Below are 20,693 nucleotides of genomic sequence, written 5' to 3' on the forward strand. Positions count from 1 at the left end.
GCTGTCAGAAACACCAAATAACAGACTCGGCAATGCGCCAGTATTCGAGAGGCTTACGCGTTCATCACTTCCCTGATGTCTGCGGCTAATTCTCTTACACGTTCTTCCTCGGTATCCCACGCGCACATGAACCGTGCGCCACCTTTGCCAATGAAGGTGTAGAAGCGCCAGCCCTTGGCCGTGAGCGCCGCGATGGCCGGTTCCGAGAGTTGCAGGAACACGCCGTTGGCCTGTACCGGGAACATCAGCTCCACGCCGGGAATGTCCGCCACCAGGCTGCTGAGCAATTGCGCGCAGTGGTTGGCGTGGCGGGCGTGTTTGAGCCAGGCGTCGTTTTCCAGCAGGCCGACCCAGGGGGCGGAGAGGAAACGCATTTTCGAGGCCAACTGGCCAGCCTGTTTGCAGCGGTAGTCGAAGTCTTCAGCCAATTTGCGATTGAAGAACAGGATGGCTTCGCCGACGGCCATGCCGTTTTTGGTGCCGCCGAAACACAATACGTCCACACCGGCTTTCCAGGTCAGGTCGGCCGGCGAGCAGCCGAGGAACGCGCAGGCGTTGGAGAAGCGCGCGCCGTCCATGTGCAGGTTCAGGCCCAGCTCTTTGCAGGTGACGCTGATGGCGCGGATTTCTTCCGGGGTGTACACGCTGCCCACTTCCGTGGCTTGGGTGAGGGTGACCACGCGCGGTTTGGGGTAGTGGATGTCCTGGCGCTTGAGGGCGATCTCGCGGATCGATTCCGGGGTCAGCTTGCCGTTTTCGGTGCGTGCGGTGAGCAGCTTGGAGCCGTTGGAGAAAAACTCCGGCGCGCCGCATTCGTCGGTTTCGACGTGGGCAGTTTCCGAGCAAATCACGCTATGGTAGCTCTGGCACAGCGAAGACAGCGCCAGGGAGTTGGCTGCGGTGCCGTTGAAGGCGAAGAATACTTCGCAGTCGGTTTCGAACAATTTGCGGAAACCGTCGGCGGCACGGTGGGTCCATTCATCATCGCCGTAGGCGCGTTGATGGCCCTGGTTGGCTTGTTCCATGGCGGCCCAGGCTTCCGGGCAGATGCCGGAATAGTTGTCGCTGGCGAATTGTTGGCTCTTGTCAGTCATGGCCCATTCCTGTGGTCGATGTTGGTGCGCACTGTAACCAAGATTGTCGCGGGTGCGCACGCACTGTAAATGCAAAGTCACTGGGGAATTATGCACGGTACACACACGTTGGCTGTCGGACGCGTCCGCGATGGCGCACTGGATCTGCTCAAGTGGCTGGCGTTGCTGAGCATGGTGCTGGACCACTTGCGCTATGTCGGTTTGAGCCTGGATGGCTTGTATGTGCCGGGGCGTCTGGCGTTCCCGTGGTTTTGCCTGGCGATTGCGGCCAATGTGCACCGGGCTGCCAATGCCCCCGTCACCGGCCAGTGGCGCTACCTGGGCTGGCTGTTGCTGTTCAGTGTGATCAGTGAAGTGCCCTATCGGCTGTTTATCGAGGATGTCGATACCTTGAACGTCTTGCCGACGTTGGCGCTGGGGTTGCTGGTTGCACGAGGATGGCAGCAGAAGGCGCTGTTTGATCGAGGATTGGCGCTAATCGCCCTGGTCATCGCGGGACTGTTTTCTGCCCAGCTGATGTTCGGGTTTTTCGGTGTGTTGCTGCCGCTGGCGATGCTGCTGGTATTTATCCGCCCATGGTATTTCAGCCTGTTGCCGGGTTTGGTCTGCCTGGCCGGCAATCAGTGGCAGATCCTGCTCAATAGCGGCACGCCAGTGGCGCATATGGGGTTGGCCGCTTGCCTGATTGCGCCATTGGCGGGTTTGCTCTTGTTACGACATGGTAAAAACGCCTCGCCACCGGCCATGCGCCGCTGGGCGTATGCGCTGTATCCGCTGCATTTTCTGCTGTTGCTACTTGTCCGCCAGGTCATCGCCTAACCCCTTGTGGGAGCTGGCTCCCACAAGGGCTTTGCACAATATTCCGGCAATGTCGTAAACGCACCTTTGCGTGGCGTGCGTAGGCATTTGACCTCTCTGCGCCAGCCCTACCATCGCATCAAAGGGCCCTGCGAGGGCCTCAACAATACGAAAGGCTGGGAGAGACGCGATGTTCAGCAAAAAAGACCAGATTCAAGGGTATGACGACGCATTGCTGGCGGCGATGAATGCCGAGGAGCAGCGTCAGGAAGATCATATCGAGCTGATCGCGTCAGAGAACTACACCAGCAAACGCGTCATGGAAGCCCAGGGCAGTGGCCTGACCAACAAATACGCCGAAGGCTACCCCGGCAAGCGCTATTACGGCGGCTGCGAGCATGTGGACAAGGTTGAAGCCCTGGCCATCGACCGCGCCAAACTACTGTTCGGTGCCGATTACGCCAACGTGCAGCCGCACTCCGGCTCTTCCGCCAACAGCGCGGTGTACCTGGCGCTGATCAATGCCGGTGACACCATCCTCGGCATGAGCCTGGCCCATGGCGGCCACCTGACCCACGGCGCCAAAGTGTCGTCCTCGGGCAAGCTGTACAACGCCGTACAGTACGGCATAAACACCGACACCGGCCTGATCGATTACGACGAAGTCGAGCGCCTGGCCGTCGAGTGCCAGCCGAAAATGATCGTCGCCGGCTTCTCGGCTTACTCCAAGACCCTGGATTTCCCGCGCTTCCGTCAAATCGCCGACAAAGTGGGCGCGCTGCTGTTCGTCGACATGGCCCACGTCGCCGGCCTGGTTGCCGCGGGCCTGTACCCGAACCCGCTGCCTTACGCCGATGTGGTCACCACCACCACCCACAAGACCCTGCGCGGTCCGCGTGGCGGCCTGATCCTGGCCAAGGCCAACGAAGCCATCGAGAAGAAACTCAACGCTGCCGTGTTTCCCGGCGCTCAGGGCGGCCCGCTGATGCACGTGATCGCCGGCAAGGCCGTGTGCTTCAAGGAAGCGCTGGAGCCAGGTTTCAAGGCTTACCAACAACAGGTGATCGACAACGCCCAGGCCATGGCGGACGTGTTTATCAAGCGCGGCTATGACGTGGTGTCCGGCGGCACCGATAACCACCTGTTCCTGGTCAGCCTGATCCGCCAGGGCCTCACCGGTAAAGAGGCGGACGCTGCCCTCGGCCGCGCCCATATCACCGTCAACAAGAACGCCGTGCCGAATGACCCGCAGTCGCCGTTCGTGACCTCGGGCCTGCGCATCGGCACCCCGGCGGTGACCACGCGGGGTTTCAAGGTGCCGCAATGCATCGAACTGGCCGGCTGGATCTGCGACATCCTCGACAACCTCGGCGATGCCGATGTCGAGGCCAACGTGGCCAAGCACGTGTCTGCCCTGTGCGCTGATTTCCCGGTTTATCGCTGAGCGCGGTTTTGGAGTAATGACTATGCAACGCTACTCGGGCTTCGGCCTCTTCAAGCACTCACTCAGCCACCACGAAAACTGGCAGAAGATGTGGCGCACGCCCACACCGAAAAAGGTCTACGACGTGGTTATCGTCGGCGGCGGCGGGCATGGTCTGGCGACGGCTTACTATTTGGCCAAAGAACACGGCATCACCAACGTGGCCGTGGTCGAGAAAGGCTGGCTGGGCGGCGGTAACACCGCGCGCAACACCACCATCGTGCGTTCCAACTACCTGTGGGACGAGTCGGCGCACTTGTACGAACACGCGATGAAACTGTGGGAAGGCCTGTCCCAGGACCTGAACTACAACGTGATGTTCTCCCAGCGCGGCGTCTACAACCTGTGCCACACCCTGCAGGACATCCGTGATTCGGAGCGTCGCGTCAGCGCCAACCGCCTCAACGGCGTGGACGGCGAACTGCTCAACGCCAAACAAGTGGCCGACGAGATTCCGTACCTCGACTGCTCAAAAAATACCCGCTACCCGGTGCTCGGCGCCACCGTGCAACGGCGCGGTGGCGTGGCCCGTCACGATGCCGTGGCCTGGGGCTTTGCCCGTGCGGCTGACGCACTCGGCGTGGACTTGATCCAGCAGACCGAAGTGATCGGCTTTCGCAAGGAAAACGGCGTGTGCATCGGCGTCGAAACCAACAAGGGTTTTATCGGCGCCAAGCGCGTCGGTGTGGTCACCGCCGGTAACTCCGGGCATATGGCCTCGCTTGCCGGCTTCCGCCTGCCAATCGAATCCCACCCGCTGCAAGCGCTGGTGTCCGAGCCGATCAAGCCGATTATCGACAGCGTGATCATGTCCAACGCCGTGCACGGTTACATCAGCCAGTCCGACAAGGGCGACCTGGTGATCGGCGCCGGTATCGACGGCTACAACGGCTATGGCCAGCGCGGCTCGTACCCGGTGATCGAACACACCATCCAGGCCATCGTCGAGATGTTCCCGGTGCTGTCGCGGGTGCGCATGAACCGCCAGTGGGGCGGCATCGTCGACACCACGCCGGACGCCTGCCCGATCATCTCCAAGACGCCGGTACCGAACATGTTCTTCAACTGCGGCTGGGGTACTGGTGGTTTTAAAGCGACTCCAGGCTCAGGCAACGTGTTTGCCGCCAGCCTCGCCAAGGGTGAAATGCACCCATTGGCAGCGCCTTTTTCCATCGACCGTTTCCACAACGGTGCGTTGATCGACGAACACGGCGCTGCGGCCGTCGCCCACTAACAGGAGAAATTCCCTATGTTGCATATCTTCTGTCCTCACTGTGGCGAACTGCGCTCCGAAGAGGAATTCCACGCGTCCGGCCAAGCGCACATCCCGCGCCCGCTGGACCCGAATGCCTGCACCGATGAAGAGTGGGGCGACTACATGTTCTTCCGTGACAACCCTCGCGGGCTGCATCACGAACTGTGGATTCACGCCGCCGGTTGCCGTCAGTACTTCAACGCCACCCGCGACACCCTGACCTACGAAATTCTTGAAACCTACAAGATTGGCAGCAAGCCGCAATTCACCGCCAAGGCTTCTGGAGAGAAGGTATGAGCCAGATCAATCGCCTGTCCAACGGTGGTCGCATCGACCGCAACAAAGCCCTGACGTTTACCTTCAACGGCCAGAGCTACAAAGGCTTTGAGGGCGACACCCTGGCCGCAGCATTGCTGGCCAATGGCGTCGACATCATCGGCCGCAGCTTCAAGTATTCGCGCCCACGCGGCATCTTTGCCGCCGGCGCCGAAGAACCCAACGCAGTGCTGCAGATCGGCGCCACCGAAGCCACCCAGATTCCCAACGTACGTGCCACGCAACAGGCGCTTTACCAGGGTTTGGTCGCCACCAGCACCAACGGCTGGCCGAACGTCAACAATGACGTGATGGGCATTCTCGGCAAGGTCGGCGGCAAGCTGATGCCGCCGGGTTTCTACTACAAAACCTTCATGTACCCGCAATCGTTCTGGATGACCTACGAGAAGTACATTCGTAAGGCTGCGGGCCTTGGCCGCTCGCCAACCGAGAACGACCCGGACACCTACGACAACTTCAACCGTCACTGCGACGTGCTGATTGTGGGCGCCGGCCCTGCTGGCCTGGCGGCTGCACTGGCCGCTGCGCGCAGCGGTGCCCGCGTGATCATTGCTGACGAACAGGAAGAATTCGGCGGCTCCTTGCTGGACTCGCGTGAAAGCCTCGACGGCAAGCCGGCGGCCGAATGGGTTGCCAGCGTGATCGCGGAACTCAAAGCCCTGCCGGACGTGGTGTTGCTGCCGCGTGCCACCGTCAATGGCTACCACGACCACAATTTCCTGACCATCCACGAACGCCTCACCGACCACCTCGGTGACCGTGCGCCGATCGGCCAGGTGCGCCAGCGCATCCACCGTGTGCGTGCCAAGCGTGTGGTGCTGGCGACCGGTGCGTGCGAGCGTCCGCTGGTGTACGGCAACAACGACGTGCCGGGCAATATGCTCGCCGGTGCAGTCTCTACCTACGTGCGCCGCTACGGCGTGGCGCCGGGCAAAAAACTGGTGCTGTCGACCAACAACGACCACGCCTACCGTGTCGCGCTGGACTGGCTCGATGCGGGCCTGCAAGTGGTCGCCGTAGCTGATGTGCGCCACAACCCACGCGGCGCCCTGGTGGAAGAAGCCCGCGCCAAAGGTATTCGTATCCTCACCGGCAGCGCCGTGCTCGAAGCCCGTGGCAGCAAACACGTGACCGCTGCGCGTGTGGCGGCGATTGACGTCAAAGCACACAAAGTCACCAGCCCCGGCGAGTGGCTGGACTGCGACCTGGTGGCCAGCTCCGGCGGCTACAGCCCGGTGGTTCACCTGGCTTCGCACCTGGGCGGCAAGCCGACCTGGCGTGAAGACATCCTCGGGTTTGTACCGGGCGAAGCCCCGCAAAAACGTGTTTGCGTGGGTGGTATCAATGGCGTCTACGGCCTCGGCGATTCCCTGGCCGATGGTTTTGAAGGCGGCGTGCGCGCCGCCAGCGAAGCCGGGTTTGCGCCGGTGGAAGGCACGCTGCCAAAAGCCTTGAGCCGTCTGGAAGAGCCAACCCTGGGTATTTACCAAGTGCCCCATGACAAGCCGACCGCACGGGCGCCGAAGCAATTTGTCGACCTGCAAAACGACGTCACCGCTGCTGCCATTGAGCTGGCGACCCGCGAAGGGTTCGAGTCGGTCGAGCACGTCAAGCGCTACACCGCGCTGGGCTTCGGTACTGATCAGGGCAAGCTCGGCAACGTCAACGGCCTGGCCATTGCGGCCCGCTCGCTGAACGTGACCATCCCGCAGATGGGCACCACCATGTTCCGTCCCAACTACACGCCGGTGACCTTCGGCGCCATTGCGGGCCGTCACTGTGGGCACATTTTCGAGCCGGTGCGCTACACCGCGCTGCAAGCCTGGCACGTTAAGAACGGCGCCGAGTTTGAAGACGTGGGCCAATGGAAACGCCCTTGGTACTTCCCGCGTAACGGTGAAGACCTGCACGCCGCCGTGAAGCGCGAATGCCTGGCCGTGCGCGACAGCGTCGGCCTGCTGGATGCATCCACCCTCGGCAAAATCGACATTCAAGGCCCGGATGCCCGCGAGTTTCTCAACCGCATCTACAGCAACGCCTGGACCAAGCTCGACGTGGGCAAGGCCCGCTACGGCCTGATGTGCAAGGAAGACGGCATGGTCTTCGACGACGGCGTCACCGCCTGCCTGGCCGACAACCACTTCCTGATGACCACCACCACCGGCGGCGCCGCCCGCGTACTCCAGTGGCTGGAAATCTACCAGCAGACCGAGTGGCCAGACCTCAAGGTGTACTTCACTTCGGTCACCGACCACTGGGCGACCATGACCTTGTCCGGCCCCAACAGCCGCAAGCTGCTGGCGGAAGTCACCGACATCGACCTGGACAAGGACGGCTTCCCGTTCATGACCTGGAAAGAAGGCCTGGTTGGCGGCGTACCGGCGCGGGTGTTCCGTATCTCGTTTACCGGCGAGCTGTCGTATGAAGTCAACGTGCAGGCCGACTACGCCATGGGCGTACTCGAACAGATCGTTGCGGCCGGCAAGAAGTACAACCTGACGCCGTACGGCACCGAGACCATGCACGTACTGCGCGCCGAGAAGGGCTTCATCATCGTCGGACAAGACACCGACGGCTCGATGACCCCGGACGACCTGAACATGGGCTGGTGCGTAGGCCGCACCAAACCGTTCTCGTGGATCGGCTGGCGCGGGATGAACCGTGAAGACTGCGTGCGTGAAGAGCGTAAGCAGCTGGTGGGCTTGAAGCCGATTGACCCGAATGTATGGCTGCCGGAAGGCGCGCAATTGGTGTTCGACCCTAAACAGTCGATCCCGATGAAGATGGTCGGCCACGTGACCTCAAGCTATGCGCATAACTCGCTGGGTTATTCGTTTGCGATGGCGGTGGTCAAGGGTGGCTTGAAGCGTATGGGTGAGCGGGTGTTCTCACCGCAGGCGGATGGCAGCGTGATCGAGGCAGAGATTGTGTCCTCGGTGTTCTTTGACCCGAAAGGCGATCGCCAGAACATCTGACACTGATCGTTCCCACGCTCTGCGTGGGAATGCATCCCGGGACGCTCCGCGTCCCAAGAGCGGACGCAGAGCGTCCATGGCGGCATTCCCACGCAGAGCGTGGGAACGATCAACTTAAGAGACAAGGTGCTTTATGACAGCAGCCAATGTTTACCAACAACGCCACACCACCGGCGCCAAGGCCGAGTCGTCGCTGCACCATGCCGACCTCGCCAGCCTGGTCGGCAAGGGCCGCAAGAACGCCGGCGTGACCGTGCGGGAAAAGAAACTCCTCGGCCACCTGACCATCCGTGGCGATGGCCATGACGCCGCGTTCGCCGCCGGTGTGCACAAAGCCCTCGGCATCGAACTGCCCGGCGCACTCCAGGTCATCGTTAAAGGCGAAACCAGCCTGCAATGGCTCGGCCCGGATGAGTGGCTGTTGATCGTGCCAAGCGGTGAAGAGTTTGCCGCCGAACAAAACCTGCGCGCTGCCCTGGGTGAGTTGCATATCCAGATCGTCAACGTCAGCGGCGGCCAGCAGATCCTCGAACTCAGCGGCCCGAATGTGCGCGACGTGCTGATGAAGTCCACCAGCTACGACGTGCACCCCAACAACTTCCCGGTGGGCAAGGCGGTGGGCACCGTGTTCGCCAAGTCGCAGTTGGTGATCCGCCACACGGCTGAAGACACCTGGGAACTGCTGATTCGTCGCAGCTTCTCGGATTACTGGTGGTTGTGGCTGCAGGATGCCTCGGCCGAATTCGGCCTGAATGTCGTTGCATAACGATTGTTCCCACGCTCTGCGTGGGAATGCATCCCGGGACGCTCCGCGGCCCAAGAGCGGACGCAGAGCGTCCATGGCGGCATTCCCACGCAGAGCGTGGGAACGATCAAGGAGTCACGCACAATGAGCCGCGCACCCGATACATGGATTTTGACCGCCGACTGCCCCAGCGTGCTCGGCACGGTGGACGCGGTCACCCGCTACCTGTTCGAGCAGGGCTGCTACGTCACCGAGCACCATTCGTTCGATGACCGCCTCTCGGGTCGGTTTTTTATTCGCGTGGAATTTCGTCAGCCCGAGGGTTTTGACGAGCAGGCGTTCCGCGATGGCCTGGCTACGCGCGGCGAAGCCTTTGGCATGATCTTCGAGCTGACGGCGCCGAACTACCGGCCAAAAGTGGTGATCATGGTCTCCAAGGCCGATCACTGCCTCAACGATTTGCTCTACCGCCAGCGCATCGGCCAACTGTCGATGGACGTGGTCGCGGTGGTGTCCAACCACCCTGATTTGAAACCTTTGGCCGACTGGCACCAGATTCCCTACTACCATTTCCCCCTCGACCCCAACGACAAACCGTCCCAGGAGCGTCAGGTGTGGCAAGTGATTGAAGAGACCGGTGCCGAACTGGTGATTCTTGCGCGCTACATGCAAGTGCTGTCGCCGGAGCTGTGCCGCAAGCTCGATGGCAAGGCCATCAACATTCACCACTCGTTGCTGCCCGGTTTCAAAGGCGCCAAGCCGTATCACCAGGCGTACAACAAGGGCGTGAAACTGGTGGGCGCCACGGCGCATTACATCAACAACGACCTGGATGAAGGCCCGATCATCGCCCAGGGCGTGGAGGTGGTGGACCACAGCCACTATCCCGAGGACTTGATTGCCAAGGGGCGCGATATTGAAGGGCTGACACTGGCCCGGGCCGTTGGGTATCACATTGAGCGGCGGGTGTTTTTGAACGCCAATCGAACGGTGGTGCTCTGACGGGCGCCATCGCAGGCAAGCCAGCTCCCACCTTTGAACGTATTCGCAAGTCAAAATGTGGGAGCTGGCTTGCCTGCGATGAGGCCATCAGCAACAACACAAGGAAACAGCATCTGTACCCGAGCACTTAAACGCGCTGCCTGCCTGGGCGACGCGGTTCCATAAAAACAACAGCGAGGTGAAAGCATGTCTGGTAATCGTGGTGTCGTGTATCTCGGCAACGGCAAGGTCGAAGTACAGAAAATCGACTATCCCAAAATGCAGGACCCCCGTGGCAGGAAGATTGAGCACGGCGTCATCCTGCGCGTGGTCTCCACCAACATCTGCGGCTCCGACCAACACATGGTGCGCGGCCGCACTACTGCCCAAACCGGCCTGGTGCTCGGTCACGAGATCACCGGCGAAGTGATCGAAATGGGCAGCGGCGTCGAAAACCTGAAAATCGGCGACCTGGTATCTGTACCGTTCAACGTCGCCTGCGGCCTTTGCCGCTCCTGCAAAGAACAACACACCGGCGTGTGCCTGAGCGTCAACCCGGCCCGTCCTGGCGGTGCTTATGGCTACGTCGACATGGGCGACTGGACCGGCGGCCAAGCCGAATACGTGCTGGTGCCTTACGCCGACTTCAACCTGCTCAAACTGCCGGACCGCGACAAGGCCATGGAGAAAATCCGTGACCTGACCTGCCTCTCCGACATCCTGCCGACCGGCTACCACGGCGCCGTGACTGCGGGCGTTGGCCCAGGCAGCACCGTGTACATCGCAGGCGCCGGCCCCGTTGGCCTTGCAGCTGCGGCGTCTGCCCGCCTGCTCGGCGCTGCGGTGGTGATCATCGGCGACGTCAACCCGATCCGCCTGGCGCACGCCAAGGCCCAGGGTTTTGAAACTGCCGACCTGTCCAAAGACACCCCACTGCACGAACAGATCGCCGTTCTGCTGGGCGAGCCGGAAGTGGACTGCGCGGTAGACGCCGTAGGCTTCGAAGCCCGTGGCCACGGCCATGAAGGCGTCAAGGCGGAGGCTCCGGCCACCGTGCTCAACTCGCTGATGGGCGTGGTGCGCGTGGCGGGCAAAATTGGTATCCCAGGCCTGTACGTCACCGAAGACCCAGGTGCTGTGGATGCCGCCGCAAAAATGGGCAGCCTGAGCATTCGCTTTGGGCTGGGCTGGGCCAAATCCCACAGCTTCCACACCGGGCAAACGCCGGTGATGAAGTACAACCGTCAGTTGATGCAGGCGATCATGTGGGACCGTATCAACATTGCGGACATTGTCGGTGTGCAGGTGATCAGCCTGGATGATGCGCCACGTGGGTATGGCGAGTTCGATGCGGGCGTGCCGAAGAAGTTTGTGATTGATCCGCATAAGCTGTTTAGTGCGGCGTAAGGCACTAAGCTGCACAAATGGCGACCCTGGAGGTCGCCATTTTTTTGCTCATTTGAGCGTTATCAGCCTCAGGTAGGGATCAGCCACCTCGGTGTTTTTTACAGTCGGAAAGGGCGACAGTGAGTCGCCCTTTTTGCTTCTGCGGTTAAGCCTTCACGCATTGATATTATTTGAAGGTGCAGTCTTGCGAGGTGCAGTATTTGTTCTCAGTACCCGCGGAATTGAGGACGACTTCCTTTTTGCCGTTTTTTTCAATTGTTTCGGGTTCCCAAGTGCCTGCGTCTGCTGTGGGTAAAGTAGAAAACCGTTTGGACAGTCGGACTCGAGCATTTTTTCCGGTGCCTATATAGTCGCATTTAACAAAACTGATGATGTCACCTGCTTTATCTTCTGCGGCTTCGCCTTGTGTGCCGACTTTGCGCTGTGAAATAGTGACTCGGTTGAACTTCAATGTTTCGTTTGCATACGAAGTGTCATCGAAAATTCCACTGTCTTCATTGGTGCCACGCCAGTCACCGGAGGTGTAAACGTAAGTGCCGTTTGATTTCTCACCTTTAATCGATTGCGCGTCGGGGCAGCTTCCCGCAAATGTATAAGCACTCGACAGTAGTGCAGCTAAGGGAAGGGCGGCTTTTAGGCAGCGCATTGTAAGACTGGTGGTTTTTTTAGTGGCTAAAGTTTTCATCCGTGTTAACTCCATTAGTAGAAAGAGCGTCCATTTTCTTTAGCTACTACGTCGTTGCCTACTGTGAGAATTGACAGGGCTTTAGCTTGTTTCTCTATTAAGGTTGCAACCTTTATTACCTAATGCAGTTGTGAAGTGAAAGGCTACTTCAGGTTTAGGAAAGGGCGACATAGTGTCGCCCTTTTGTTTCTGGTGCTTAAGCCTGCAAGCGTCGGCTGATCACATCCAGCAGATCACAGCCATCGCGCAATGGAATGGCGCAGAGCAGGGCAAAGTCCTGGAGCACGAGGTTGTCGGTGTTCAGGCCTTCGCGAAACGCCAGGTTTTCCATGACTTGGGTGACGGCGCGGATGCGGTAGACGGCGGCGTCGTGGAGCACGTCGAGCGGGACTTGGGTGTCGATGAGCAGGGAGGGCGTGGTGGCGTCGTGGCCGGTGAGCGGCATGTATCGGTTCATGTTTTAACCTTTATTTCAGAGAGTGGGGCTACCACTCACACGTCGCCAAACGAATGGGTGGCAGCTGTACGCAGGTTGGCGAACCGGTGAAATAAAGCAAAGGCCGGCAGACCCGAAGGTCTCCCGCGCACAGCCGCCATAAAGCAGCCTTACGCGTGCGAAAGCACCTGCAAAGGAGCAGGTGCTTTTGCATGCATTATTTCAATCGAGTCGCCAAACCCGTGTCGCCATATGGACGACCGCCGAACTATAAGCGCCATCCTCCGCCGGGAGCAAGTCGCTCGGCCAATGTAGCTCAAATGTGGGAGCTGGCTTGCCTGCTCCCACATTGATTGAGTTGTGTCAGCGAGTGGCCAGAGCGCCTTGGTACAGCACCGGTCCGGTGGGTTGTCCGGTGGGTGAGCCGCCTTGTGGCTCCAGGCTGACGGCGAGGGTCGCGGGTGCAGTCAGCAGCGCCTGCTGTTCCTTGCTCAGCTGGATTCGGCCTTTACCCGAGCTCGGCACCAGGCCCAGGGAGACGGGTTTGCCACCGGCCGCAATGACCCACAGTTCCAGGGCACGCGTCGGCTCTACGGCGGCCAATGTGAGCGGCTCGACTTGCAGGTGATCGCCAAACGCCTGCACCTGCAACGCCGGCTGCTGGTTGGCCGCGACCAACGTGGCGTTGTACTCGGCGCCGATGTCCCGCTGATACAGCACGCCCACCAGCACCGCCACGACGATCGCGCAGGCAGCGGCCAGTAGCCGGATATTCATCCAGAACGGTTTCTTCGCCGGCACGTGCAGCACTTGCGGTTCAATTCTGGCCTTGATACCGGCCCACACATGCTCGGGCACTGGCCGTTCGGGCACGGCGCCCGTCAGGCTGGCCAGGGCATCTTGCCAGTGGCCGAGTTCGACGCGCAGCGCGGCATCGTCCAGCAGCAGGCTTTCAAAGCGCCGACGGGCAGTGGCGGGCATCAGCCCGATGGCGTAATCGGCAGCGAGGGCGCGGCGCAGGGCGGTGGTTTGGTAGTTCATGATTCAAGGCACCTGCGCAGGCGCTCCATGCCGCGGCGAATCCAGGATTTGACCGAGCCCAGGGGCGCCGCCAACTGTTCGGCCAGTTCCGAGCACGACAGGCCCTGGAAGTAAGCCACGCTGATCGACTGGCGTTGCATGCCGTCGAGGGTGTCGAGGCAGCGGTTGAGGGCGCGGGCTTCGCGCTCACTGTCGAGCTGTTCGTAGGCGCTGGGGCTGTCGTCGAGCATGGCGTCTTGCTGACCCTCAGCTAATGGCTGTTCACGGTGTTTGCGCAATTGGTCGATGGCCAGGTTGCGGGTGATGTTGACCATCCAGGTCATCGGCGCGGCCAAATGGGCTTCGTAGCGCGAAGCGTTGTACCAGATGCGCACAAAGGCCTCTTGCAACACCTCTTCGGCGAGGTCCGAGCGCCCCATGAAACGAAAGGCAACGCCGTGCAATCGCGGCGACACGCTGCGGTACAGGGTTTCGAACGCCTGGCGGTTGCCCAGGGCGCATTGGGCCAGCAGTGGCCGCAGCGGGTCAGCATCGTGGACGGAAATAGGGCTTCTCCAGGCTCTCGTTCGAGGGCGACGGGACTGCGCACGGTAGGCAGAGGGTAGTCTAGCTTGAGCATTCATTCCATCTGACTCCGGGCGGTGCATGGGGGATATACGCGCGCGAGGAACATTTGGATGCAGATTTTTCTGAACTCATCTGCAGGTGGGAACATTCCTTCGGGGGTGTCAGTCAAACGCGTGCTTTTAGCTCCTACATTCAGAGGTTGTCTTGATGAAGATTTCACGCGGTTTTGCCCTGTCATGCCTGTTGACCGTGGCCGCCAGCCCGGTGTTTGCCGCAGGTTTCAGCCTCGGTGACGTGGCCAATGCCGTCTCCGGTGCCCAGGGCAGCAACAACAAGGCGGCGGCTGCAGCGCCTAGCTCTGAGACCGCCGGCCTGCTGAGCGCCCTGACCTCGCAACTGAATATCACCCCAGAACAAGCCGTGGGCGGGACCGGCGCGATGCTGGGCTTGGCCAAGAACAAACTGAGCGGCACCGACTATTCGCAACTGGGCAAGAGCGTACCGGGCCTGGATCAACTCTCGGGGAGCAACTCCCTGGGCAGCCTCGGCGCCTTGAGCGGGATGCTCGGCCAGAGCGGCGGCAGCAAGACCAGCGGCCTGGATGGCTTGCTGGGTAACGTGAAGAGCACCAACGACTTGAACACCGCCTTTAGCGCGTTGGGCATGGATAACAGCATGATCGGCAAGTTTGCGCCGGTGATCCTGCAATACCTGGGCGGCCAGGGCGCCAACGAGTCGGTGCTGGGCAAGCTGGCCTCGGCGTGGGGCACTGGCAGCTAACGCGACTCTGCGCGCAGTTGTGCGATGCGCGCATCCTTTTCCTTCCAGAGCTGGTTCACCCAGTTCTGGACGGTCTGGCGAAACGCCGGGTCATTCTCGTAATCCCCTTGCCACAACGCCGGGTCCAGCTCACGGGTGCGGATATCAATGATCACCTTGGGCACTGTGCCGCAGATCAAGTCCCAGAACCCCGGGATCTTCTGCTGCGGATAGACCACAGTCACGTCGAGGACCGCGTCCAATTGCTCACCCATGGCCGCCAGCACAAACGCCACGCCACCCGCCTTGGGCTTGAGTAAGCGGGCAAATGGCGAATCCTGCTGCTTGCGCTTGGCCTCGCTGAACCGTGTGCCCTCCAGATAATTGACCACCGTCACCGGTTGGCGCTTGAACAGCTCGCACGCCTGCTTGGTGATCTTCAAATCCTGGCCCGCCAGTTCCGGGTGTTTGGCCAGAAAGGCCTTGGTGTAGCGCTTCATGAACGGGTAATCCAGCGCCCACCAGGCCAGGCCCAGGAAGGGTACCCAGATCAGCTCTTTTTTCAGGAAGAATTTGAAGAACGGCGTACGCCGGTTGAGCGCCTGGATCAGCGCGGGAATGTCGACCCAGGATTGGTGATTGCTGATCACCAGGTAAGACGTATCGCCGCGCAGCTCGTCGCCACCGCGAATATCCCATTGGGTGGGGATGCACAGCGAGAAGATCAGCTTGTCGATCTCGGCCCAGGTCTCGGCGATCCACATCACGGCCCAAGAGGCGTAGTCGCGAAAGCGGCCGGGCGCTACCAGCTTGAGCAGGGCAAATACCATCAACGGGCCGAACAGCACCAGGGTGTTGAGCAATAACAGCAGTGTGACAAAACAGCCGGTGAGCAGGCGGCGCATAAGTAACTCTTGGAATCGGGTGGGCAGGCCATGATAAGCAAGCTGAGTCTAGAGGCCAAATCGCAAATTGCTGCACGAATGTGAGCTGACGCGGAGCGTCCAGAGCTGCATTCCCACGCAGAGCGTGGGAACGATCTAACTAAACAACGCTTTTGCGGTCTAGAATCCGCCTACTTCTTTCCAAGGAAATCACTTCGTGAAACTGCTCCTTGCCTCGCTTGCCCTGGCTGCCGTGCCCGTCATGGCCGCCGAACCGACCCTCTACGGTCGCTACGAATACATCCAACTGCCGGAGATCGGCCAAACCTTCAAGGCCAAGATGGACACCGGCGCGCTCACCGCCTCGCTGTCGGCCCGCAACATCGAAACCTTCCAGCGCGACGGCGACGACTGGGTGCGCTTCCGCCTCGGCGGCAAGGACGCCAGCGACAAGGTCTACGAGCACAAAGTCTCGCGCATCAGCAAAATCAAAAGCCGCGCCGACGAGGACGACGACAAGGACGAAGCCACTGTGGCCAAGCGCCCGGTAATCGACCTGGAAATGTGCCTGGGCAACGTCAAGCGCACCGTGGAGGTCAACCTCACCGACCGCAGCAGCTTCAACTACCCGTTGCTGATCGGCGCCAAGGCCCTGCGTGAGTTCGGCGCGGCGGTGAACCCGGCCCGCCGTTACACGGCCGACAAACCGGACTGCTGATCGAGCCTATGCCGCACATCCTGATTGTCGAAGACGAAGCGGCGATAGCCGATACGCTGATCTTTGCCCTGCAAGGCGAGGGGTTCACCACCACCTGGCTGAGCCTTGGCCAGGAGGCGCTGGCCCATCAACGCCAGACGCCTGCCGACCTGATCATCCTCGACATCGGCCTGCCGGACATCAGCGGCTTTGAGACCTGCAAACAGCTGCGCCGCTTCAGCGAAGTGCCGGTGATGTTTCTCAGTGCGCGCGATGGCGAGATCGACCGCGTGGTGGGCCTGGAGATCGGCGCCGACGATTATGTGGTCAAGCCGTTCAGCCCACGGGAAGTGGCGGCGCGGGTTCGGGCGATTCTCAAGCGCGTCAGCCCAAGCGCCGCGCCGGCCGTGTTCCAGGTCGACCTGGAGCGCATGCAGATCAGTTATCGCGGCCAGGCGTTGAGCCTCACGCGGCATGAATTTCGCCTGCTGCACAGCCTGCTGGAGCAGCCCGAGCGGGTGTTCAGCCGCGAGCAATTGCTCGACGCGGTGGGCGTGCCGGCCGATGCCGGCTACGAGCGTAATATCGACAGCCATATCAAAAGCCTGCGCAGCAAACTGCGGGGCATTGCGGCGGATGCCGAGCCGATCCAGACCCATCGCGGCCTCGGCTACAGCTACAGCCCGAGCCACAGCTGATGCGCCTGGGGCTGCGGATCTTCCTGGTGTATGCGCTGTTTATCGGCCTTACCGGTTACTTTGTGCTCAACACGGTGATGAAGGAAATCCGCCCTGGCGTGCGCCAGTCCACCGAAGAAACCCTGGTGGACACGGCCAACTTGCTGGCCGAGATCCTGAGGTTGGACGTAAAGAACGGCACCCTCGGCCAAAGCCACTGGCCCGAGTTGCTCAAAGCCTATGGCAGTCGCCAGCCTGGCGCGACCATTTGGGGCCTGCCGAAAAATCAGGTTAACCACCGCATTTATGTGACCGACGCCCATGGCATCGTGCTGCTCGACTCCACGGGCGAAGCGGTGGGCCAGGACTATTCCAGGTGGAACGACGTGTATTTGACCCTGCGCGGCGAGTACGGCGCGCGTTCCACGCGCAGTGAACTGGACGATCCCACTTCGTCGGTGATGCACGTGGGCGCGCCGATCCGCGACAACGGGCAAATCATCGGCGTGGTCACGGTGGCCAAGCCCAACAGCTCGTTGCAGCCGTATATTGATCGCACCGAGAACCGCCTGCTGTGGTACGGCGCCGGGTTGGTGGTGTTGGGCCTGCTGCTGGGTGCATTGCTGTCGTGGTGGCTGAGCGTGGCGCTGCATCGGCTTACGGCGTATGCCCAGGCGGTGAGTGAAGGGCGACGTGCCGAGTTGCCGCATTACCGAGGCGGCGAACTCAAGCAGTTGTCCACCGCTGTGGAGCACATGCGCACGCAGCTGGAAGGCAAGGCCTACGTCGAGCATTACGTGCACACCCTGACCCACGAATTGAAAAGCCCGCTGGCGGCTATTCGCGGCGCGGCGGAATTGTTGCAGGGCGACATGAGCCGCGAGCAGCAGCAGCGTTTTGTCGGCAATATCGACAGCGAAAGCGCACGCTTGCAGCAGTTGATCGAGCGGCTGCTCAACCTGGCCCAGGTGGAGCAACGCCAGGGTTTGGAAGAACAGACCCGCATGCCGTTGGCGGCCCTGGTCGACGAAGTGCTCAAGGCGCAATGTGCGCGAATCGAAGGCGCTGGCCTGCAGGTGGAACAGACGATAGCGGCGGATGTGAAGGTGTTCGGTGAGCCTTTCTTGCTGCGCCAGGCGCTGGGCAACCTGCTCGACAACGCCTTGGACTTCACCCCGCCCGGCGGCACGTTGCGATTCAGCGCACAGACGCAGCACAACGACGTGCAGGTCAGTCTGTTCAATCAGGCTGCGCCGATTCCCGACTACGCCTTGCCGCGCTTGAGCGAGCGTTTCTACTCGTTGCCGCGCCCGGTCAGTGGGCGCAAAAGCACCGGCCTGGGCCTCAACTTTGTTGAAGAAGTGATGAAGCTGCACGGCGGCGCATTGCAGATCGGCAATGTGCATGGCGGCGTGCAGGTGGTGCTGCATCTCCACACAGTCTCCACAGTGCCCACATAAATCTCCCACAGGCGCGGTTCACGCTCTGCCCATCCAAACAGGGAGAGCCCCATGAACCGAAGCCTGCTGTTCAAACTTGGCGCCATTGCGCTGCTGATCCTGCTGTTGCTGATTCCGCTGCTGATGATCAACGGCATCATCAGCGACCGCCAGCAACTGCGCGACGGCGTGCTGATGGACATCGCCCGCAGCTCCAGCTACAGCCAACGTATTACTGGGCCAGTGATGGTGGTGCCGTATCGCAAGACCGTGCGCGAGTGGAAACTCAATGAAAAGCTCAACAAACGCTACGAGGAAACCCGTGAAGAGCGCGGCCGTCTGTATTTTCTGCCGGACCGTTTTGAACTCGACGGCAAGGTGCAAACCGAACTGCGCTCGCGCGGCATCTACCAGGCGCGACTGTTCCACGCAGATAACCGCATCAGTGGGCGTTTCGAGTTGCCGGCGCAACTGGGCATTACCGAAAACTTTGCCGATTACCGTTTCGAGCCGGCGTTTCTGGCGGTGGGTATCAGCGATATTCGTGGCATCGAAAACGCCCTGAAGCTTGAGCTGGGCAGCCAACGCCTGGCCTTCTCGCCTGGCTCGCAAGTGGACTGGTTGGGCGAGGGCGTGCATGTGACGCTGCCCACGCAGGACAGCAAACAACCGGGCGTGGTGGACTTCGCTTTTGACCTGCGCCTGCAAGGCACCGAGCAGTTGCAAGTGGTGCCGGTGGGCAAGACCAGCCAGGTGTCACTCGCGTCCAACTGGCCGCACCCAAGCTTTATCGGCAACTTCCTGCCGGCGCAGCGCGAGGTCACCGACAAGGGCTTCAGCGCCAACTGGCAGACCTCGTTTTTCTCCACCAACCTCGAACAGGCCCTGCAAACCTGCCTGGACCGCCAGGGCTGTGAAGACTTCACCCACCGCAGCTTTGGCGTGAACTTCATCGACCCGGTGGACCAGTACCTCAAGAGCGACCGCGCGATCAAATACGCGCTGCTGTTTATCGCCCTGACGTTTGCCGGTTTCTTCCTCTTCGAAGTACTGAAGAACCTCGCGGTACACCCGATTCAGTACGCGTTGGTGGGCTTTGCCTTGGCGTTTTTCTACCTGCTGTTGTTGTCGTTGTCCGAACACCTGGGCTTTGCGTTGGCCTACCTGATCTCGGCGAGTGCCTGTGTGTTGTTGATTGGTTTTTACGTGTGCCACGTGCTGCGCAGTGTCGTGCATGGCCTGGGCTTTTCGGCGGGGTTGGCGGCGTTGTATGGCTTGTTGTACGGGCTGTTGAGCGCCGAGGATTACGCGCTGCTGATGGGCTCGCTGTTGCTGTTTGGTTTGCTGGGTACGGTGATGGTGCTGACGCGCAAGCTGGATTGGTATGGCGTGGGCAAACGCAAGGTACGGGAGGTGGCGCAATGATTGGGTTGCGTGAAGATCAGCAGGTGTGCGCGCAGTTGGTCGGAAAAATCAATGCGTTATTTTATGCGGCAAATGGGCTTTCTGTGGCGAGCGGGCTTGCCCCGCGTTGGGCTGCGCAGCAGCCCCAAAACCTGCCACAGAGAAGTTTCTGGTACACCGCGTTTTGCTTGACTGGGGCCGCTTCGCAGCCCAACGCGGGGCAAGCCCGCTCGCCACAAGGGGCCGTGTTTCACCCCGTTAGAGCGGTGGCTGAGTTTCCAGCATCGAAGGCCGTTGGCTGACCTCGGCATACCAATCGGCAAGCTTGGGGTTGCCGGCACGCCATTGCAGGTCGGGGTGGCGAAAGTCCAGGTAACCCAGGGCGCACGCCACGCCGATGGCGGCGATGTCGAAGTGACTGGCCAGTTCGGCAATCGCATCGCTTTCCAGCTCGGCGAGGGTGCGATAGATCTTGCTGCGCTGCCCTTCCAGCCATTGGTCCCAGTGTTTTTCCAGCGGGCGCATGGCGGTTTCGTAACGCACCAGCACGGCGGCATCCAGGATGCCGTCGGCCATCGAGGCGAGGGTGAGGCGGCGCCAGCGGGCCGGGCCGTCACGCGGGATCAGCGGGTTGCCGACGTGCTGGTGGTCGAAGTAATCGAGGATCACCCGGCTGTCGTGCAGCACCGAACCATCGGCCAGGCGCAGGGCCGGGATCTTGCCCACGGGGTTGTCCTGCACCACCTGTGCATCGGGGTTGACCGGCGTCGGCATGCAGCCATGCAAGGCCACGCGGTCCTGCTGGCCGGTCTCGATCAGCAGCACGCGGACTTTGCGAACAAAGGGTGAAGCGGGGTTGTGAAACAAGGTCATGCTGGGCGCGGACATGGGCATTCCTCGGAAATGGCAGGGGCTAGCCTAGAGGGATTGTGGTTGTTTTTGAAGGCCTCATCGCAGCGGTGCGACGACTCGACAAGCCAGCTCCCACACTTGACTGCGTACACACATCAACCTGTGGGAGCTGGCTTGC

At 61.0% G+C, this 20,693-nt stretch carries 20 protein-coding genes; 13 read left to right on the plus strand and 7 right to left on the minus strand.

The genetic code is table 11. From position 1 onward, the window contains the following. Positions 1 to 53: 53 nt before the first annotated feature. Complete coding sequence (locus ASE80_RS04155) at positions 54 to 1,094, minus strand: threonine aldolase family protein (protein WP_056857787.1); 1,041 nt, start codon at positions 1,092 to 1,094, stop codon at positions 54 to 56. A gap of 90 nt (positions 1,095 to 1,184) precedes the next feature. On the opposite strand from ASE80_RS04155, the gene ASE80_RS04160 reads away from it, so the two are divergent. From ASE80_RS04160 to fdhA, 8 genes are all read left to right on the plus strand, one after another. Next, the gene (locus ASE80_RS04160) at positions 1,185 to 1,913 is read left to right on the plus strand and encodes a TraX family protein (RefSeq protein WP_056857788.1); all 729 of its coding nucleotides are present in this window, start codon (positions 1,185 to 1,187) and stop codon (positions 1,911 to 1,913) included. Between the two features lie 169 nt (positions 1,914 to 2,082). Next, the gene (glyA, locus tag ASE80_RS04165) at positions 2,083 to 3,336 is read left to right on the plus strand and encodes a serine hydroxymethyltransferase (RefSeq protein ID WP_056857789.1); all 1,254 of its coding nucleotides are present in this window, start codon (positions 2,083 to 2,085) and stop codon (positions 3,334 to 3,336) included. Positions 3,337 to 3,358: 22 nt separating this feature from the next. After that, positions 3,359 to 4,609: a sarcosine oxidase subunit beta gene (locus ASE80_RS04170; RefSeq protein WP_010207084.1), complete on the plus strand. Its 1,251-nt coding sequence runs from the start codon at positions 3,359 to 3,361 to the stop codon at positions 4,607 to 4,609. A gap of 15 nt (positions 4,610 to 4,624) precedes the next feature. After that, positions 4,625 to 4,927, plus strand: a complete 303-nt coding sequence (locus tag ASE80_RS04175) for a sarcosine oxidase subunit delta (protein WP_056857790.1) — start codon at positions 4,625 to 4,627, stop codon at positions 4,925 to 4,927. Beyond that, positions 4,924 to 7,941, plus strand: a complete 3,018-nt coding sequence (locus ASE80_RS04180) for a sarcosine oxidase subunit alpha (protein WP_056857791.1) — start codon at positions 4,924 to 4,926, stop codon at positions 7,939 to 7,941. Before ASE80_RS04175 ends, ASE80_RS04180 begins: the two co-directional genes overlap by 4 nt. Before the next feature lie 133 nt (positions 7,942 to 8,074). Continuing rightward, on the plus strand, positions 8,075 to 8,707 hold the full coding sequence (locus ASE80_RS04185; RefSeq protein WP_056857792.1) for a sarcosine oxidase subunit gamma: 633 nt from the start codon (positions 8,075 to 8,077) through the stop codon (positions 8,705 to 8,707). A 123-nt stretch (positions 8,708 to 8,830) separates the two neighbouring features. Further along, positions 8,831 to 9,688, plus strand: coding sequence for a formyltetrahydrofolate deformylase (purU, locus tag ASE80_RS04190; protein WP_056857793.1), 858 nt, complete (start codon positions 8,831 to 8,833; stop codon positions 9,686 to 9,688). Positions 9,689 to 9,874: 186 nt separating this feature from the next. Then, on the plus strand, positions 9,875 to 11,074 hold the full coding sequence (fdhA, locus tag ASE80_RS04195; RefSeq protein ID WP_056857794.1) for a formaldehyde dehydrogenase, glutathione-independent: 1,200 nt from the start codon (positions 9,875 to 9,877) through the stop codon (positions 11,072 to 11,074). Between the two features lie 166 nt (positions 11,075 to 11,240). Here the strand turns inward: fdhA and ASE80_RS04200 are convergent, their stop codons facing one another. From ASE80_RS04200 to ASE80_RS04215, 4 genes are all read right to left on the minus strand, one after another. Beyond that, positions 11,241 to 11,759 carry a hypothetical protein gene (locus ASE80_RS04200; protein ID WP_056857795.1) on the minus strand — a complete coding sequence of 173 codons (519 nt, stop codon included), beginning with the start codon at positions 11,757 to 11,759 and terminating at the stop codon, positions 11,241 to 11,243. Between the two features lie 196 nt (positions 11,760 to 11,955). Beyond that, complete coding sequence (locus ASE80_RS04205) at positions 11,956 to 12,216, minus strand: hypothetical protein (RefSeq protein ID WP_017137997.1); 261 nt, start codon at positions 12,214 to 12,216, stop codon at positions 11,956 to 11,958. Between the two features lie 342 nt (positions 12,217 to 12,558). After that, positions 12,559 to 13,236 carry an anti-sigma factor gene (locus tag ASE80_RS04210; RefSeq protein WP_056857796.1) on the minus strand — a complete coding sequence of 226 codons (678 nt, stop codon included), beginning with the start codon at positions 13,234 to 13,236 and terminating at the stop codon, positions 12,559 to 12,561. Further along, a complete protein-coding gene (locus tag ASE80_RS04215; RefSeq protein ID WP_056857797.1) occupies positions 13,233 to 13,859 on the minus strand; it encodes a sigma-70 family RNA polymerase sigma factor in 627 nt (208 codons plus the stop codon). The genes ASE80_RS04210 and ASE80_RS04215 overlap by 4 nt, the downstream gene beginning before the upstream one ends. Before the next feature lie 151 nt (positions 13,860 to 14,010). Between ASE80_RS04215 and ASE80_RS04220 the strand changes: the two genes are divergently transcribed. Further along, complete coding sequence (locus ASE80_RS04220) at positions 14,011 to 14,583, plus strand: DUF2780 domain-containing protein (protein WP_056857798.1); 573 nt, start codon at positions 14,011 to 14,013, stop codon at positions 14,581 to 14,583. Here the strand turns inward: ASE80_RS04220 and ASE80_RS04225 are convergent. Continuing rightward, positions 14,580 to 15,467, minus strand: a complete 888-nt coding sequence (locus tag ASE80_RS04225; protein ID WP_056857799.1) for an acyltransferase — start codon at positions 15,465 to 15,467, stop codon at positions 14,580 to 14,582. The two genes, ASE80_RS04220 and ASE80_RS04225, sit on opposite strands and share 4 nt — an antisense overlap. A gap of 196 nt (positions 15,468 to 15,663) precedes the next feature. On the opposite strand from ASE80_RS04225, the gene rloA2 reads away from it, so the two are divergent. Genes rloA2 through creD form a run of 4 tightly spaced genes read left to right on the plus strand, consistent with a single transcriptional unit; the run spans position 15,664 to position 19,684 of the window. Next, positions 15,664 to 16,164 carry a retropepsin-like aspartic peptidase RloA2 gene (gene rloA2 / locus ASE80_RS04230; RefSeq protein ID WP_056857800.1) on the plus strand — a complete coding sequence of 167 codons (501 nt, stop codon included), beginning with the start codon at positions 15,664 to 15,666 and terminating at the stop codon, positions 16,162 to 16,164. 8 nt (positions 16,165 to 16,172) lie between these two features. After that, positions 16,173 to 16,841 carry a two-component system response regulator CreB gene (creB, locus tag ASE80_RS04235; protein WP_056857801.1) on the plus strand — a complete coding sequence of 223 codons (669 nt, stop codon included), beginning with the start codon at positions 16,173 to 16,175 and terminating at the stop codon, positions 16,839 to 16,841. Further along, entirely contained in the window at positions 16,841 to 18,280 is a 1,440-nt protein-coding gene (gene creC / locus ASE80_RS04240; protein ID WP_056857802.1) for a two-component system sensor histidine kinase CreC, read from the plus strand. Before creB ends, creC begins: the two co-directional genes overlap by 1 nt. A gap of 51 nt (positions 18,281 to 18,331) precedes the next feature. After that, positions 18,332 to 19,684, plus strand: coding sequence for a cell envelope integrity protein CreD (gene creD / locus ASE80_RS04245; RefSeq protein ID WP_056857803.1), 1,353 nt, complete (start codon positions 18,332 to 18,334; stop codon positions 19,682 to 19,684). A gap of 237 nt (positions 19,685 to 19,921) precedes the next feature. Here the strand turns inward: creD and ASE80_RS04250 are convergent, their stop codons facing one another. After that, entirely contained in the window at positions 19,922 to 20,551 is a 630-nt protein-coding gene (locus ASE80_RS04250) for a glutathione S-transferase (RefSeq protein WP_056857804.1), read from the minus strand. Positions 20,552 to 20,693 lie beyond the last annotated feature (142 nt).

This window comes from Pseudomonas sp. Leaf15, from assembly GCF_001421425.1.
Taxonomy (GTDB): Bacteria; Pseudomonadota; Gammaproteobacteria; order Pseudomonadales; family Pseudomonadaceae; genus Aquipseudomonas; species Aquipseudomonas salomonii.